General features: G+C 66.7%; 15 protein-coding genes. All 15 read left to right on the top strand.

Going from position 1 to position 16,266, the window contains the following annotated elements; all coding sequences use genetic code 11:
• The 15 genes from QM467_RS00400 to QM467_RS00470 all read left to right on the top strand — a co-directional run bounded on the left by QM467_RS00400 (position 1) and on the right by QM467_RS00470 (position 16,265).
• A complete protein-coding gene (locus tag QM467_RS00400; RefSeq protein WP_283364300.1) occupies positions 1–570 on the top strand; it encodes a YbhB/YbcL family Raf kinase inhibitor-like protein in 570 nt (189 codons plus the stop codon).
• 45 nt (positions 571–615) lie between these two features.
• Positions 616–1,971 (top strand): ABC1 kinase family protein, encoded by a 1,356-nt coding sequence (locus QM467_RS00405; RefSeq protein WP_283364301.1) that lies wholly within the window; start codon positions 616–618, stop codon positions 1,969–1,971.
• Positions 1,972–2,139: 168 nt separating this feature from the next.
• Positions 2,140–2,301, top strand: coding sequence for an aa3-type cytochrome c oxidase subunit IV (locus QM467_RS00410; protein WP_283364302.1), 162 nt, complete (start codon positions 2,140–2,142; stop codon positions 2,299–2,301).
• A 75-nt stretch (positions 2,302–2,376) separates the two neighbouring features.
• Positions 2,377–3,513: a Re/Si-specific NAD(P)(+) transhydrogenase subunit alpha gene (locus QM467_RS00415; protein WP_283364303.1), complete on the top strand. Its 1,137-nt coding sequence runs from the start codon at positions 2,377–2,379 to the stop codon at positions 3,511–3,513.
• 96 nt (positions 3,514–3,609) lie between these two features.
• A complete protein-coding gene (locus QM467_RS00420; protein WP_283364304.1) occupies positions 3,610–4,056 on the top strand; it encodes a proton-translocating transhydrogenase family protein in 447 nt (148 codons plus the stop codon).
• A gap of 5 nt (positions 4,057–4,061) precedes the next feature.
• Positions 4,062–5,465 carry an NAD(P)(+) transhydrogenase (Re/Si-specific) subunit beta gene (locus tag QM467_RS00425; RefSeq protein WP_283364305.1) on the top strand — a complete coding sequence of 468 codons (1,404 nt, stop codon included), beginning with the start codon at positions 4,062–4,064 and terminating at the stop codon, positions 5,463–5,465.
• A 295-nt stretch (positions 5,466–5,760) separates the two neighbouring features.
• Complete coding sequence (gene ileS / locus QM467_RS00430) at positions 5,761–8,775, top strand: isoleucine--tRNA ligase (RefSeq protein ID WP_283364306.1); 3,015 nt, start codon at positions 5,761–5,763, stop codon at positions 8,773–8,775.
• Positions 8,772–9,281, top strand: a complete 510-nt coding sequence (gene lspA, locus QM467_RS00435; RefSeq protein WP_283364307.1) for a signal peptidase II — start codon at positions 8,772–8,774, stop codon at positions 9,279–9,281. Before ileS ends, lspA begins: the two co-directional genes overlap by 4 nt.
• Positions 9,281–9,766, top strand: coding sequence for a hypothetical protein (locus tag QM467_RS00440; RefSeq protein ID WP_283364308.1), 486 nt, complete (start codon positions 9,281–9,283; stop codon positions 9,764–9,766). Before lspA ends, QM467_RS00440 begins: the two co-directional genes overlap by 1 nt.
• Before the next feature lie 70 nt (positions 9,767–9,836).
• Entirely contained in the window at positions 9,837–10,577 is a 741-nt protein-coding gene (locus QM467_RS00445; protein ID WP_283364309.1) for a hypothetical protein, read from the top strand.
• A gap of 102 nt (positions 10,578–10,679) precedes the next feature.
• Entirely contained in the window at positions 10,680–12,035 is a 1,356-nt protein-coding gene (locus QM467_RS00450) for a M16 family metallopeptidase (protein ID WP_283364310.1), read from the top strand.
• Positions 12,036–12,057: 22 nt separating this feature from the next.
• Complete coding sequence (locus tag QM467_RS00455) at positions 12,058–13,380, top strand: M16 family metallopeptidase (RefSeq protein ID WP_283364311.1); 1,323 nt, start codon at positions 12,058–12,060, stop codon at positions 13,378–13,380.
• 20 nt (positions 13,381–13,400) lie between these two features.
• Positions 13,401–15,212 (top strand): DNA mismatch repair endonuclease MutL, encoded by a 1,812-nt coding sequence (gene mutL / locus QM467_RS00460; protein ID WP_283364312.1) that lies wholly within the window; start codon positions 13,401–13,403, stop codon positions 15,210–15,212.
• 32 nt (positions 15,213–15,244) lie between these two features.
• Positions 15,245–15,460 carry a SlyX family protein gene (locus QM467_RS00465; protein WP_283364313.1) on the top strand — a complete coding sequence of 72 codons (216 nt, stop codon included), beginning with the start codon at positions 15,245–15,247 and terminating at the stop codon, positions 15,458–15,460.
• Positions 15,461–15,566: 106 nt separating this feature from the next.
• Positions 15,567–16,265 carry a phosphatidylserine decarboxylase gene (locus tag QM467_RS00470; protein WP_283364314.1) on the top strand — a complete coding sequence of 233 codons (699 nt, stop codon included), beginning with the start codon at positions 15,567–15,569 and terminating at the stop codon, positions 16,263–16,265.
• The last annotated feature ends 1 nt before the right edge of the window (position 16,266 follow it).

Genomic DNA, 16,266 nt, shown 5'->3' on the forward strand with positions numbered 1-16,266 from the left:
ATGGCTTTGAAAAGGCTCGCGACGAAAAGGCTTGCGGCTTCGGCTTTTCTGCTGGCGGCTTCCGCGACGGGCGTTTGGGCCTTCGCGCTGAAAAGCCCCGACATCGCGCCCGGCGGCGGCCCGATCGCCGAGACTTTCGTCTATAACGGCTTTGGCTGCGCGGGCGGCGACCTTTCGCCGGCCCTGTCCTGGAGCAATCCACCGGCCGGGACCAGGAGCTTCGCCCTCCTGGTCCATGACCCGGACGCGCCGACCGGCGGCGCGGGCTTCTGGCATTGGGTCGTCTATAACATCCCGGCGAGCGCGACCGGCCTGCCGCAGGGAGTCGGCAAGGACGGCAAGGGCCTGCCGGCGGGCGCGCTCCAGGTCGCGACTGATTTCGGCGTTCCCGGCTATGGCGGCCCCTGTCCGCCGAAGGGCGACAAGCCGCATCACTACAATTTCACGGTCTATGCGCTGAAGACGGACAAGCTCGACCTGCCGCCCCATGCGACGGCCTCGCTCGCGGGCTTCCTGATCAACGCCAATTCGCTCGGCAAGGCGAGCCTGACGGGAACCTACGGCCGCTGAGCCTTCGCCGACTTTCGCGCGTATCAATGTCCGGAAGGACATAAAATGAAGGACGATGAGGCCAATCGCTTTGGCGCGCGCGCCGCCCGCTATCTCGCCGTGGGCGCGCGGGCGGGCGGCTTCGCCGCGCGCGTCGCCGGCGGGCGGCTGTTCGGGCAAGGTGGCGAAAATGGCCGCGACGGCGACGCCGAGGCGCTGGCGCGCGCGCTTGGCGGGCTCAAGGGACCGCTGATGAAGGCGGCGCAGCTGATCTCCACCATTCCGGAAGCCTTGCCCGCCGATTACGCCGAAGCGCTCGCGGGCCTGCAAAGCCAGGCCCCGCCGATGGGCGCGGCCTTCGTCCGCCGCCGCATGAGTTCCGAGCTTGGCCCGGACTGGCGCGCGAAGTTCGCCGAATTCGATCTCCAGCCCGCCGCCGCCGCCTCGCTGGGGCAGGTCCATCGCGCCCGCACGCTCGACGGCGCAGATGTCGCGTGCAAGCTGCAATATCCCGACATGGCCTCGGCGGTGGAGGCCGATCTCGCCCAGCTCGACCTCGCCCTGTCGCTGCATCGCCGGCTCGACCCCGCCATCGACGCGCGCGAGGCCGCGGTGGAGATTGCCGAGCGCCTTCGCGAGGAACTGGACTACCGCCGCGAGGCCAGACACGCCCGGCTTTACCGGCAGATGCTGGCCGGACGCGGCGATATCCGCGTTCCCGGCGTCCATGAGGCTCTTTCCACCGGCCGCCTTCTGACGCTCGACTGGCTGGAGGGCGAGCAGGTTCTCTCGCTGGCCGACGCGCCGGAAGGGGAGCGCAATGCCGTCGCGCGGGCGATTTTCGCGGCATGGTGGGAGCCTTTCGCGCGGTTCGGCGTGATCCACGGCGACCCGCATCTGGGCAATTACGCCGCCTTCCGCGAAAATGGCGTGGCGACCGGCATCAATTTGCTGGATTACGGCTGCATCCGCATTTTCCCGCCGGCTTTCGTCGGAGGCGTGGTCCAGCTTTACCGAGGTCTGCGCGAGGGGCGGGCGGAGCAGGTCGCGGAGGCCTACCGGATCTGGGGCTTCCGCAATCTCACCCATGACCTGATCGAGGCGCTGACGATCTGGGCGCGCTTCATTCTCGGACCGCTGCTCGACGACCGCCTCCGCACCATCGCCGACGGCGTGTCCGCCGGCGCCTATGGCCGGCGCGAGGCGGCTGAGGTGCATCGCCATCTGCGTGAAAAGGGGCCTGTGCTGATCCCGCGCGAGTTCGTCTTCATGGACCGGGCGGCCATCGGCCTCGGCGGGGCCTTCCTGCACCTTTCGGCGCGGCTCAATTTCCATCGCCTGTTCGAGGAGGCCCTGGAGGATTTCGATCTTGACGCCCTCGCCGCGCGGCAAGGCGAGGCCCTTGACCGAACGGGGTTGTGAGCCCCGGCTCCGCACGATTTGTTCTTAATTTTCGCGTCTTGTTCAGAAAGACGGGGCGAAATTGCGGCGCCTACCTTATAACAGTTGCCTTGGGCTCGCCCTTTTGGGAAAAGTAGCCTGCGAGGCCCCGAAAACGAGAACAGGGGCCCACGAAGCGAGGAGAGGAAGATGGCCGCGAACCAAGTGACGACGGCGGATGGCGCGCTCGGCCAATCCGACATGGACTATCCCGCGCATCTGGCGACCTATCGCCTGTTCACCTCATTGATAAAATGGGGGACGATCTTCGTCGCTCTCGCCGTGCTCCTGCTGGCTTTTCTAACGCTCTGATCCCAAGACACATGCGCGCCGAAGGCGCGCCGGACCTTTCAAGACCCGCTCCCTGCGGGCCATGTGGAGTCATTCATGCGCATTGCCGTTCCCGCCGAAACCGACGCCAATGAAGCGCGCGTCGCGGCGACGCCCGAAACCGTCAAGAAGCTCGTCGGCCTGGGGGCCGATGTCGTCGTTCAGGCTGGCGCCGGCACGTGGTCCGGCATCACCGACGCCGAATTCGTGAAGGCCGGCGCCGCGATCGCCGCCGACGTGGCCGCGACCGTCGCGGGCGCCGATGTCGTTCTCGCGGTCCGTCGCCCGACCCCGGCCTCCCTCGCCGGCGTCGCTCAAGGCGCGGCGGTTCTGGCCATCATGGACCCCTATGGCCAGCATGAGGCGCTGGAAGGCCTCGCCCAGGCCCATGTCCAGGCATTCGCCATGGAGCTGATGCCGCGCATCACCCGCGCGCAGGTGATGGACGTGCTCTCCTCGCAGGCAAATCTCGCCGGCTATCGCGCCGTCCTCGACGCAGCGGCCGAATATGGCCGCGCCATTCCGATGATGATGACCGCGGCGGGCACCGTTCCGGCGGCGAAGATCTTCATCATGGGCGTGGGCGTCGCCGGCCTTCAGGCCATCGCCACGGCGCGCCGCCTCGGCGGCGTCGTCACCGCGACCGACGTGCGCCCTGCCACCAAGGAACAGGTGGAGTCGCTGGGCGCGAAATTCCTCGCCGTCGAGGACGAGGAATTCAAGCAGGCGCAGACGTCCGGCGGCTACGCCAAGGAAATGTCGGCCGAATATCAGGCCAAGCAGGCGGCGCTCACCGCGGCCCACATTGCCAAGCAGGACATCGTCATCACCACGGCGCTCATTCCCGGCCGCCCGGCTCCGAAGCTTATTTCGGCCGCCATGGTCGAGTCCATGCGGCCGGGCTCGGTCATTGTCGATCTCGCGGTCGAGCGCGGCGGCAATTGCGAGCTGGCGCGTCCGGGCGAGGTCGTTGTCACCGACAACCACGTCAAGATCGTAGGCCATCTCAACGTCGCGGGCCGTCTCGCGGCCACCGCCTCGCAGCTTTACGCCAAGAACCTGTTCGCCTTCCTCGAAACCATGATCGACAAGGAGAGCAAGACTCTCAAGGTCGACGGCGAGGACGAGCTGGTCAAGGCGACGCGGCTCACCAGCGGCGGCGCGATCGTCCATCCCGGTTTCGCGGCGGCCTGACGCCGCCCTCACGACCCCACAGAGCGGCCTGAGGCCGCGTTACCGACCGGAAACGGTCACAACTCATTTTGAAAGCCCGAGAGAGGGGCGAATCCCATGGCAACTGACGCACAAACGCTCGTCGACGCCGCCCGGAGCGCGGCGCAGAACGCCCGCGCCGCCGCGGACGCCGCGCAAGGTTACGCCGATCAGGTTGCGGACGCCGCAGGCGCCGCGGCCCACGCCGCAAGCGGCGGCGCGATCGATCCCTTCATCTTCCGCCTCGCGATCTTCGTGCTCGCGATCTTCGTCGGCTATTACGTCGTGTGGTCGGTGACCCCGGCGCTGCATACGCCGCTGATGTCGGTGACCAACGCCATTTCCTCGGTCATCGTCGTCGGCGCGCTGCTGTCGGTCGGCGTCGATGCGGCGGGAACGACGGATAGCGGCCCGGCCTGGGCGCATATCTTCGGCTTTATCGCGCTGATCCTCGCGTCGGTGAACATCTTCGGCGGCTTCCTCGTCACCGAGCGCATGCTCGCCATGTACAAGAAGAAGGGCTGAGGTCCATGAACGTCAATCTCGCGGCCCTTCTTTATCTCGTCTCGGGCGTCCTGTTCGTCTTCGCCTTGCGCGGCCTGTCGCATCCGACGACCTCGCGCCAGGGCAATCGCAACGGCATGATCGGCATGGCCATCGCCGTTGTCACCACTTTGGCCCTGCGTCCGCCGTCCAGCGTGTCCGGCTGGCTGCTGGTGGTCTTCGGCCTGCTGATCGGCGGCGGCTTCGGCGCGGTGCTCGCCCGCCGCATCGAAATGACCAAGATGCCGCAGCTGGTGGCCTTCTTCCACTCGCTCGTCGGCCTCGCTGCCGTGCTGGTGGCGGCGGGCGCGCTGTTCGCCCCGCAGGCCTTCGGCATCGGCGTTCCCGGCGACATCCACCGCGCCAGCCTGATCGAAATGTCGCTCGGCGCGGCCATCGGCGCGATCACCTTCACCGGTTCGATCATCGCCTTCCTGAAGCTCGACGGCCGCATGTCGGGCAAGCCGATCATGCTGCCGCAGCGCCATGCCATCAATCTCGCGCTCGGCGTCGCGCTGGTGCTGCTCATCGCAGCCTTCTTCGGCACGGGCGGCCAGTTCCTGTTCCTGCTGATCGTGCTGGTTTCGCTGGGGCTTGGCGTGCTGCTCATCATCCCGATCGGCGGCGCGGACATGCCGGTCGTGGTGTCGATGCTCAACTCCTATTCGGGTTGGGCCGCCGCGGGCATCGGCTTTACGCTGGGCAATCTGGCGCTGATCATCACCGGCGCGCTGGTCGGCTCCTCGGGCGCGATCCTGTCCTATATCATGTGCAAGGGCATGAACCGCTCCTTCATCTCCGTGATCCTCGGCGGCTTCGGCGGCGAGGACGCGGCGGCTGGCGGCGGCGAGAAGGAGACCCGTCCGGTCAAGCAGGGCTCGGCTGACGACGCCGCCTATATCATGCAGAATTCGTCCAAGATCATCATCGTGCCCGGCTATGGCATGGCGGTGGCGCAGGCTCAGCACGCCCTGCGCGAAATGGCCGATCTGCTCAAGGAGGAAGGCGTCGAGGTCAAATACGCCATCCACCCCGTGGCGGGCCGCATGCCCGGACACATGAACGTTCTGCTGGCGGAAGCCAATGTCCCCTATGACGAGGTTTTCGAACTGGAGGACATTAATTCCGAATTCTCGCAGGCGGATGTGGCCTTCGTGATCGGCGCCAATGACGTCACGAATCCGGCGGCCAAGACCGACAAGACCTCGGCGATCTACGGCATGCCGATCCTCGATGTCGAAAAGGCCAAGACCGTCATGTTCATCAAGCGCGGTATGAGCTCGGGCTATGCCGGCGTCGAGAACGAATTGTTCTTCAAGGACAATACGATGATGCTGTTCGGCGACGCCAAGAAGGTGGTCGAGAGCATCATCAAGGCCATGGCCCACTAATCGCGCTTTTCCTGAAAGCGCAGGGGCGCAAGCCGGGACAGCCGGCTTGCGCCTTTTTGTTTGCGCCAAAGGATCGCGGGGCAGAGAATTTTGGGCCGGCGCCCTTTATTCGCGGGCGCAGTTCTTGCTACAAGGCGCCATGTCGTTCCGCGCCCGTTTCCTCTCCCGGCGAATTATCGGCCCGGCCCGCGGCTGAGCTTCTGCGCTCGCCAGCGCGCCGGGATGTTCCGCATGATGACCATGCGTCCGCGCCGATTCCGGGCTTCGCCGCCCATCGCTTGAGAGTTTTCCCCAAATGTCCGACGCCCCCAAGGCAGACGCCCCAAATCCCGACTCGCCCAAGTCCGAAAAGACAGGTCCCGATTATTCCGCCACGCTCTACCTGCCGCGCACCGATTTTCCGATGCGCGCCGGCCTGCCGAAAAAGGAGCCGGAGCTGCTGGCCCATTGGGAGCAGATCGGCCTGACCGAGCAGATGCGGAAGGAAAACGCCGGCAAGCCGAAATTCGTGCTGCATGACGGCCCGCCCTACGCCAATGGCAATATCCATATCGGCCATGCGCTCAACAAGATCCTGAAGGACATCGTCACGCGCTCGCAGCGCATGAGCGGCAAGGACGCCAATTACGTGCCGGGCTGGGACTGCCACGGCCTGCCGATCGAGTGGAAGATCGAGGAGCAATATCGCGCCAGGGGCCGCAACAAGGACGACGTCCCGGTGGTGGAGTTTCGCCGCGAATGCCGCGCCTTCGCCGAAAGCTGGCTCGACGTGCAGCGCGAAGAGTTCAAGCGGCTCGGAATCGCCGGCGACTGGTCTGGCCGCTACGCCACCATGGATTATGCGGCGGAGAGCATCATCGCCCGCGAAATCCTGAAATTCGCCGCCAATGGCCTGCTCTATCGCGGCTCCAAGCCGGTGATGTGGTCGGTGGTGGAAAAGACCGCGCTGGCGGAAGCCGAAGTCGAATATGAGGACCATACCTCGGACTGGGTCTTTGTCGCATTTCCGGTGCGCGGACAGGACGCCCGCCTCGTGATCTGGACCACCACCCCCTGGACCCTGCCGGGCAATCGCGCCATCTCCTTCTCGCACCGGATCGCCTATGGCCTCTATCGCGTGACGTTGGCGCCCGAGGGCAATTGGGCCAAGGTCGGCGATCACTACGTCCTGGCCGACAAGTTGGCCGAAGGCGTGATGCAATCCGCCAAGGTCGAGGCTTTCGAGCGCGTCCGCGACGTTCCAGCCGCCGAGCTGGCGGCGATGACCTGCGCCCATCCGCTCGCGGCGCTCGGCTATGATTTCGACGTACCCCTGCTCGACGGCGACCATGTCACCGACGACGCCGGCGCGGGCTTCGTCCATACCGCGCCGGGCCACGGCCGCGAGGATTTCGACATCTGGATGGCGTCCAGCCGCCTGCTGTTGGAGCGCGGCATCGATGGCCGCATTCCCTATACGGTCGACGCCGACGGCTTTTATACCGACGAAGTCCCCGGCTTCCCCGGCGCCCGCGTCATTGACGACAAGGGAAACAAGGGCGACGCAAATGAGCGGGTCATCAAGGCCTTGGTCGAGGTCGGCGCCCTGCTGGCGCGCGGTCGCCTGAAGCACCAATATCCGCATAGCTGGCGCTCGAAAAAGCCGGTGATCTTCCGCAATACGCCGCAATGGTTCATTGCGATGGACAAGCCTTTCGCCGTCGCGCTCGACGCGGTCGCCGCGAAGGGATTGGGCGCCGGCTCCAACGGCCCGACCCTGCGCGCCATCGCGCTCGAAGAAATCGCGCGCACCAAGTGGGTGCCGGCGGCGGGCGAGAACCGCATCACCGGCATGATCGCTAACCGCCCCGACTGGGTGGTGTCGCGCCAGCGCGCCTGGGGCGTGCCGATCGCGGTTTTCGTGAAGAAAGGCGGGCACGACATTCTGGTGGATGACAAGGTCAACGCCCGGATCGTTGCGGCTTTCGCGGAGGAGGGCGCCGACGCCTGGTACAATGAAGGCGCCGCCGAGCGCTTCCTGGCCCCCGAACACGATCCGAACGACTATGACAAGATCGACGACGTTCTCGACGTCTGGTTCGATTCGGGCTCGACCCACGCCTTCACGCTGGAAGACCCCGTCCATTTCCCGACTCTGGCTGGCGTCAGCCGCCGCCATGACGGCGGACCGGATGAGGTGATGTATCTCGAAGGCTCGGACCAGCATCGCGGCTGGTTCCATTCGTCGCTGCTGGAAAGCTGCGGCACGCGCGGCCGCGCGCCCTATGATACCGTGCTGACCCACGGCTTCGTGCTGGACGAGAAGGGCCGCAAGATGTCGAAATCGCTCGGCAATGTCGTGGCGCCCCAGACCGTCATCAAGGATTCCGGAGCCGACATCCTGCGCTTGTGGGTCGCGGCCTCCGACTATTCCGACGACCTCCGCATCGGCAAGGAAATCCTCTCCACCTTCTCCGAGACCTATCGCAAGCTGCGCAACACGATCCGCTGGATGCTCGGCGCGTTGGCGCATTTCGATCCGTCTGAAGCGGTGGCGCGCGAGGACATGCCGGAGCTGGAGCGCTACATCCTGCACCGGCTGGCCGAAATCGACGCGCAGGTCGCGGAAGCCTATGCGGCTTTCGATTACAAAAAGGTGGTTTCGCTGCTCTCGGCCTTCATGACCGGCGACCTTTCGGCCTTTTATTTCGATATCCGCAAGGACGGCCTCTATTGCGATCCGCCGTCGAGCGTGGCGCGCAAGGCGGCGCTGACGACCATCGACATCCTGTGCGACGCGCTGCTGAAATGGCTGGCGCCGATCCTCTGCTTCACCGCCGAGGAATCCTGGCTCGCCTTCCGGCCGGGCGCTGCGCCCTCCGTTCATCTGACGGCCTTTCCGTCGGGGCTGGCCACCTGGCGCGACGAGCCTCTCGCCGCGAAATGGCGCGCCATCCGCCGCATCCGCGCGGTGGTCACCGGCGCGCTGGAAATCGAGCGCGCGCAGAAGAACATTGGCGCGTCGCTCGAAGCCGATCCGCAGGTCTTCATCACCGATTCCGCCTTGCGCGATGCGCTCGACGGCGTCGATTTCGCCGAAATCTGCATCACTTCGGCCATCGAGATCGTCGCTGAGGCCCCGCGGGAAGGCGCCTTCACATTGCCGGAGGCGCCGGGCGTCGGCGTGGTCAGCCGCCGCGCCCAAGGCCGGAAATGCGCGCGTTCCTGGCGCATTTCGGAGCTGGTCGGTTCGGACCCGGAATTTCCGGACGTGACCCCGCGCGACGCGCAGGCCCTGCGCGAATTGCGGGATCTGGGCCTCTGGCCGTGAGCTTTTCGGGTCCCGAGCCGCGTCGCCGTCTGATCGGCTTCGCCGTGGCGGCGGCGGTCCTTGTCGCGGATCAGGTCAGTAAATCCTGGGCGATCGGCCTGCTCGACGGGCCGGACCGCCCGACCATCGCCTTGACGCCCTTTCTCGCACTCGTCATGAGCTGGAATCGCGGCATCGCCTATACGCTGCTGCGCTCGGACGGCAATTTCGGCCGTTTCGCCCTGGCGGGGCTGGCTCTCGCGGCGGTGGGCCTGCTGTCATACTGGCTATGGCGCGCGCGGGGGCTTGCCGCCACGCTCGGCTTCGGCTGCCTGATCGGCGGCGCGCTCGGCAACGCTAGCGACCGGCTGGCGCATGGCGCGGTGGCGGACTTTCTTTATTTCCACACGCCCTTTTCGTTGGGGCCTTTGTCGAACTATGTTTTCAATCTGGCCGACGCCGCCATATTTGTCGGCGTCGTCCTGCTGGTGTATGACGCGTTTACGAGCCGGGAAGACAAGGCCTGATGGGCCATTTTCCCGAGATCGCCGCGAAGCCCGGTTCGCCGGACGACAGGATTGCGGCCAGGAAGGTTTTCGGGATGATCATGATGCGGTTGAAGCCATTTTTGAGCGCCAAATCGGCGCCGCGCCTTGCTGCGTGCCTGCTGGTCGCCTGCGGCATGGCTGTCCCTGCGCTGGCGCAGGAGCCCGCGCCGCAGCCGGCGACGGCTTTTGGGGCGCAGATGCCGCGACAGTTCTTTTTCAACAAATTGACCAATCCCGCTCCTCAGCCCGCGCCACAGGGCTCCGGCGGCGCGGCAGGCGGCCAGGCAGGCGGCGGCTCGGCCACGGCTCAGGCCGCCGAGGAAGAGGGCAACGGCCCGTTCCCGAAGCGTTATTTGCTGAACCGCATGTTCAGCTCGGAAACCTTTGGCGAAGACCCGGCCCCGAGCGCGGCCAGCGCCCCGCCGCCGTCCACCGCGCCGGCGCCCGCCGCGAAAACGCCTTGAATCCGGGTTAGAGGCGATGTTTTATAATTAAGCGAGGGATTTCGAGGTGAGGATGCCGCTGACGAACCACATGAAACACGCGAAGGCCAAGCCGCTCATTGCAGCCGGCATGTTGGTCTGCGCGTCTGTTTTGGTCGCGCCGGCCGCTCGCGCCGACGACTCGCTCTGGAGCAAGGCGATCGGTTCAATCGGCCTTGGCGGCGGCGCTCCGTCCGTTCCGGACAGCGCCCCTGCGCCAGCCGCGCCGGCGCCTCAGCAGAATGTTCAGGCGCCGCAGCCGAAACAGGACGTCACGTCCAGCAATCCGGTCCGCGCTGCTCCCCAGGAAAGCGTCAGCCAGGCGGCGCCCGCCCAGGGTCCGAACCTTCTGACCAACTGGTTTGGCTGGGGTCGCGGCGGAGATTCCGCCGCGCAGGGAGCCTCCACACAGCAGGCGAGCGCCGTCGCCCCCACGCAAAAGGCGATTTCGCCCACCCAGGCCGTCGCGCCTCCGCCGCCTCCCCCGCCGCCGCGCGCGGCGGAGCCGAGCATGTGGGACAAGATGCTGGGGTCGGTCGTGGGCGCGGGCAACGGCTCGCCGGACACCATCAACTATAACGAGCGCCCGAAACTGGCTGTTCCCAAGGAGCGCGCCCTGCCGCCGCCGCCGCAGGTCGCCGGAGAGCCGCCGCCGACCCGCGCCGCCAATGGCGATTATCTGATCAAGCCGCCGGAATCCTATCTCGAAAAGGTTCGCGGTCCTGACGGCGTCGCCTCGGGCCTGCGCGACAGCGACCTGCCCAAGGACAAGAAGTTCTTCGGCCTGTTCTGACGCCGAACCCATCCAGCAAAAATTCAGGAGCCGGGGCTGTCGCTCCGGCTTTTGCGTTCTATATTGGATGGATAGGATTTGGTCAGGACAAGGATTCGCGCAGTGGCCCTATCGAACAGCTCTCCCCAGTCTGGCTCGGCGCAGGAAACGCCTTCGGTCGGGGCGGGGGAAGGGCAGGCGTCGCACGCCGGGCCGCGCGTCGATCATTTCAAGCTCGAAAACGGCATGGATGTGGTGGTCATTCCGGACCATCGCGCGCCGGTCGTGACCCATATGGTGTGGTATCGCAACGGTTCGGCGGATGATCCGCGCGGCAAGAGCGGCATCGCCCATTTCCTCGAACATCTGATGTTCAAGGGCACCCACAAGCACCAGCAGGGCGAGTTTTCGCATTTAGTGGCGGAGCTGGGCGGCCAGGAAAACGCCTTCACCTCCTATGATTTCACCGCCTATTTCCAGCGCGTCGCGCGCGAGCATCTCGGCGTGGTGATGGAGTTCGAGGCCGACCGCATGACCAATCTCAACCTCACCGACGAGGTTGTGGCGCCCGAGCGCGAGGTGGTGCTGGAAGAGCGCCGCATGCGCACCGAGGCCGATCCCGCCGCGCAGCTCGACGAGGCGCTGAACGCCGCGCTCTTCACGCATCACAGCTATGGCGTGCCGATCATCGGCTGGGGCCATGAGATCGAGACGCTCGACCGCCAGGACGCGCTCGCCTATTACAACCGCTTCTATACGCCCGAAAACGCCATTCTCGTCGTCGCCGGCGACATCGAGGCGCCCGAGGTCGAGGCGCTCGCCCGTGAGACCTATGGCAAAATCCCCGCGCGCGGCGAGGCGCCGAAGCGCAATCGCCAGCGGGAGCCGGAGCCGCGCGCCGAGCGCATCGTCAAGCTGGCCGACGCCAAGGTCGAGCAGCCGCAATTCGAGCGCATCTATCTCGCGCCCTCGGCCCATACCGGACAGAAGGGCGAGTCCGAGGCGCTGGACGTGCTCTCCCACCATCTCGGCGGCGGCCAGACCAGCCTGATGTTCCGCCGGCTGGTGCTGGAGCGCAAGCTCGCGGTCTCCGCCGGCGCCTATTATTACGCCGATGCGGTGGATGAAAGCCGCTTCTATGTCTATGGCCTGCCGGCCGAGGGCGTCAGCCTCGAAGAGCTGGAGCGCGGCGTGGACGATGTCCTCGCCGAGCTGCGCCGCGATGGCATGAGCCGCGAGGACGTCGAGCGGGCGTCGACCCGTCTGGTCGCCGACGCCGTCTATGCGCAGGACAATCAGACCTCGCTCGCCCGCTGGTTCGGCGCGGCTCTGGCCAATGGCGGCACGGTTCAGGATGTGCTGGGCTGGAGCGCCCGCGTCGAGGCCGTGACCGTCGAGGACGTCGCCAAGGCCATGAAATGGCTGCAGAAGCGCCGCGCCGTCACGGGCTATCTGCTCAAGGACGAAGCCGCGGCGTGACCGTCAGAAGAGAGTTTGCGCTGTGAACGCATCTACCACGAACGCACCTGCCAAAAACACCCCCGTCAAAGCCGCCTCGCGCGCTGAGCGCGTCCAGCAAGTCGTCAGCCCGGGCGGAATTTCCGCCTGGCTGGTCGAGGATTACGCCGTGCCGCTGGTCGCGGTGGAGTTTTCCTTCGCCGGCGGCGCCTCGCAGGACCCGCAGGGCAAGGCGGGCGCCGGGTCGCTGCTCGCCGGACTGCTCGACGAGGGCGCCGGCGATCTGACGGCCGAGGCCTTCCATCGCGCACTTGACGATCACGCCATCCGGCTGAGCTTCAGCGCCGAGCGCGACGAGTTCTACGGCCATCTGCAGACTTTGGTCCGTCACAGCGACAAGGCCTTCGAGCTGATGGCGCTGGCCCTGAACGCGCCGCGCTTCGACGCCGAGCCGCTCGAGCGCGTGCGCGCCCAGCTCAACGCCGCGCTCAGGCGGGAATCGCGCGAGCCCGACGCGATGGCCGCGCAGGCCTGGCGCCGCGCCGCCTGGCCGGATCATCCCTATTCGCGCGCGTCGCGCGGCGAACTGGGCGAGATCGACGCCGTGACGCGCGAGGATCTCGTGGCGCTGCGCCGGAAGATCATCGCGCGCGAAACGCTCAAGGTCGCTGTGGTCGGCGCCATCGACGCGGCGACGCTCGCCCGCCATCTCGATTCGCTGTTTGCCGGACTGCCGGAAAAAGCCGATCTGACGGCCGTTCCCGATATCGAGGTGCAGGGGCTGGGCCGCCGCATTGTCGTCGATTATGATGTGCCGCAGTCCAATATCCGTTTCGGCCGCCCCGGAATCGCGCGCCGCGACCCGGACTACATCCCCGCCATGGTGGTCAATCACATTCTGGGCGGCGGCGCCTTCACCTCGCGTCTGTGGCAGGAGGTGCGCGAGAAGCGCGGCCTGACCTATTCGGTCTATTCCTCGCTCAGCACAGCAGATCACAGCCCCGCCTTCGTCGGCTCGACCTCGACCAAGAACGAGCGCGCGGCGGAAACGCTCAGCGTGATCGAGACCGAATACGCGCGCCTCGCGGCGGACGGCCCGAGCGCCGATGAGCTGGAAAAGGCCAAGAAATATTTGACCGGCTCCTATGCCCTGCGCTTCGACACCTCGACCAAGATCGCCGGCCATCTGCTGCAATTGCAGCGCGAGAGCCTTGGCGTCGATTATCTCGACCGCCGCAACGCCGAGGTCGAGGCCGTGAGTCTGGATGACGCCCGCCGCGTGGCGAAGCGCCTGATCAGCGATTCGCGCCTTCTCGTGGCCATCGTCGGTCGGCCGGAAGGGGTGTCTTCGCTCTCCGCCGCCTGACAGGAAGGGCGCGCGAACCCATGGCCATCCGTCGGCTCGATCCCATTCTGGCCGACCGCATCGCCGCTGGCGAAGTGGTCGAGCGCCCGGCGGCGGCCGTCAAGGAGCTGGTCGAAAACGCGCTCGACGCCGGCGCCTCGCGCATCGACGTGACCATCGCGGGCGGCGGCCAGAAACTGATCCGCGTTATCGACGACGGCGCCGGCATGGACGAGGCCGATCTCGCGCTCTGCGTCGAACGCCACGCCACCTCCAAAATCCCGGACGGCGACCTCACCAATATCGCGACTCTCGGTTTTCGCGGCGAGGCGCTGCCCTCCATCGCATCAGTGGCGCGGTTGGAGATCGCCACCCGCAGGGCGGAGGCCCCACATGGCCTGCGATTGCGGGTGGAATTCGGCGAGGTTTCCGCCGCCGCGCCGATGGCTCTGGCGCAGGGCACGCGCGTCGAGGTGCGCGACCTTTTCGCAGCTACGCCGGCGCGGCTGAAATTCCTGAAAAGTGAGCGCGCTGAAGCCTCCGCCGTCTCCGATGTGGTGAAGCGGCTGGCCATGGCGCATCCGGACGTGCGCTTCTCTCTCGGTGGAGAAGGACTGTCGGGCTTCGACCATCAGGCCTGTTCTCCCGGTCAGGAGGGCCTGCTGGCGCGGCTGACCCAAGTGCTGGGCCGCGATTTCCGCGAGAACGCGCTTGCGGTCGACGCCGCGCGCGACGATTTCCAGCTGTGGGGCTTCGCCGGCCTGCCGACCTGGCATCGCGCCAACGCCCTGGCGCAATTCGTCTTCGTAAATGGCCGCCCGGTGCGCGACCGCCAGATCGCGGGCGCCATACGCGCGGCCTATATGGACTATCTCAGTTCCGACCGGCACCCGACTCTGGCCCTGTTCATCGAGTGCCCGCCGCATCGCGTCGATGTGAATGTCCATCCCGCGAAAGCCGAAGTGCGTTTCGCCGATCCCGGACTGGTGCGCGGGCTGGTCATCGGCGCCTTGAAGCAGAGCCTCGCTGGCGCCCTGCATCGCGCCACGACAACCAATGCGACCGCCGCGGCGCAGAAATTCGCATCGAACCTGCCCGGCTTTTTCCGTCCCGCGCCGGCTCAGAATTGGGACTGGCGCGCCTCGCCTTCCGCGCCTTCGCTGCTCGACGCCACGGCTTCCCTTGACGAGGGTGCTCCGCCCGGTTTCGCCGAGGCCGCGCCCGCCGCCGACGCCCGGGCGCATGAGGCCGCGCCGCAGGAACGCGACCTCGCGGCGCCACTCGGCGCGGCGCGCGCGCAAATCCATGAGACCTATATCATCGCCCAGACCCGCGACGGGCTCGTGCTGGTCGATCAGCATGCCGCCCATGAACGGCTGGTCTATGAGCGGCTCAAGGCGGAGCGCGCGAAGAACGGCGTGGCGCGGCAGGCTCTGTTGTCGCCGCTGGTGGTCGATCTCGACCCCGACGACGCCGCGCGCCTGACTGAGGCCGCCGATCTCCTGCTTTCGCTTGGGCTGGCGCTCGAGCCCTTCGGCCCCGGCGCCGTGGCGGTGCATGAGGCGCCTGCGGCGCTGCGCGTGGCGGCCATCGAGTCGCTTGTGCGCGATCTCGCCTGTTCGCTGGCCGAGGACGGCGCCGCCGCGCCGCTGGAGAAAAAGCTCGACCATGTGTTGGCGACCATGGCCTGCCATCATTCCGTGCGCTCGGGCCGCCGCCTCGCGCCGGAGGAAATGAACGCGCTGTTGCGCGAAATGGAGCGCACGCCGGGCGCTGGCCAGTGCAATCACGGCCGTCCGACCTATGTCGAGCTGAAGCTCGCCGATATCGAGAAATTATTCGGACGGCGGTGACCTTTTCCGCGCCCCGCGCTAGACAGGCGGCCATGACAACATCAAATCCCGCCCCGGACGAGGCGCGCATCGAGGCGCTTGAGGCGGCTTGCGCGCATCAGGACCGTATCATCGCCGAGCTCAGCGACGCCGTCGCGGCGCAGTGGGCGCGCATCGACGCGCTCACACGCGAAGTCCTGCGACTCCGTGACGAGGTTCAGGTCCAGGGCGAGCGCAGCGCGCCGGACCGGCCGCCGCCCCATTATTAGCGCCTTTCGCGCGGGCAAAGCGGAACTCGTCCGCTGTGACCCGTGACTTGGCGGCGTTTTGGCGCCATAAAGCGCGCGCAATCCTCCTTTGCGAGTTGGCGCGCTCATGACGATCATCGATTCCCTGCGCAAGCAGATCGTTCCCATCCATCCGGAAGGCTATGTCTTCATCGCGCTTTTCGCTGGCGTCTCGCTGGTGCTGAGCTGGATCTGGGCGCCGCTCGGCTGGGTCGGCGGCTTCCTGACCCTGTGGTGCGCCTATTTCTTCCGGGATCCGCCGCGCGTGACGCCGGTGCTCGACGGGCTGGTGGTGTCGCCCGCGGATGGAATCGTCTGCTCGATCGGCAATTTCCCGCCGCCGCCGGAGCTCGGCCTCGGCGTGGACCCGATGCAGCGCGTCTGCGTTTTCATGAATGTGTTCGATTGCCATGTGAATCGCGCGCCGGTCACGGGCCGCATCTCCCGCATCGCCTACAAGCCGGGCCTCTTCCTCAACGCCGATCTCGACAAGGCGAGCGAGGACAATGAGCGCAACGGCCTCGTGATCGACTCGCCCTATGGGCGGTTCGGCGTTGTGCAGATCGCCGGCCTCGTCGCGCGTCGCATCGTGTCCTTCGTGCAGGAAGGCCAGAGCCTTGGCGTCGGCGAGCGCTTTGGCCTGATCCGCTTCGGCTCGCGCGTGGACGTCTATCTGCCGCCGGGCGCGCGCGTTCTCGTCGCGATCGGCTCCAAGGCGGTGGCGGGCGAAACCGTGCTGGCCGATTATCGGGAGACCGAGGGCGAGCGTCATTTCAAGGTCGGTTGAG

The sequence above is a fragment of the Rhodoblastus sp. 17X3 genome (assembly GCF_030056575.1).
Taxonomy (GTDB): Bacteria; Pseudomonadota; Alphaproteobacteria; order Rhizobiales; family Beijerinckiaceae; genus Rhodoblastus.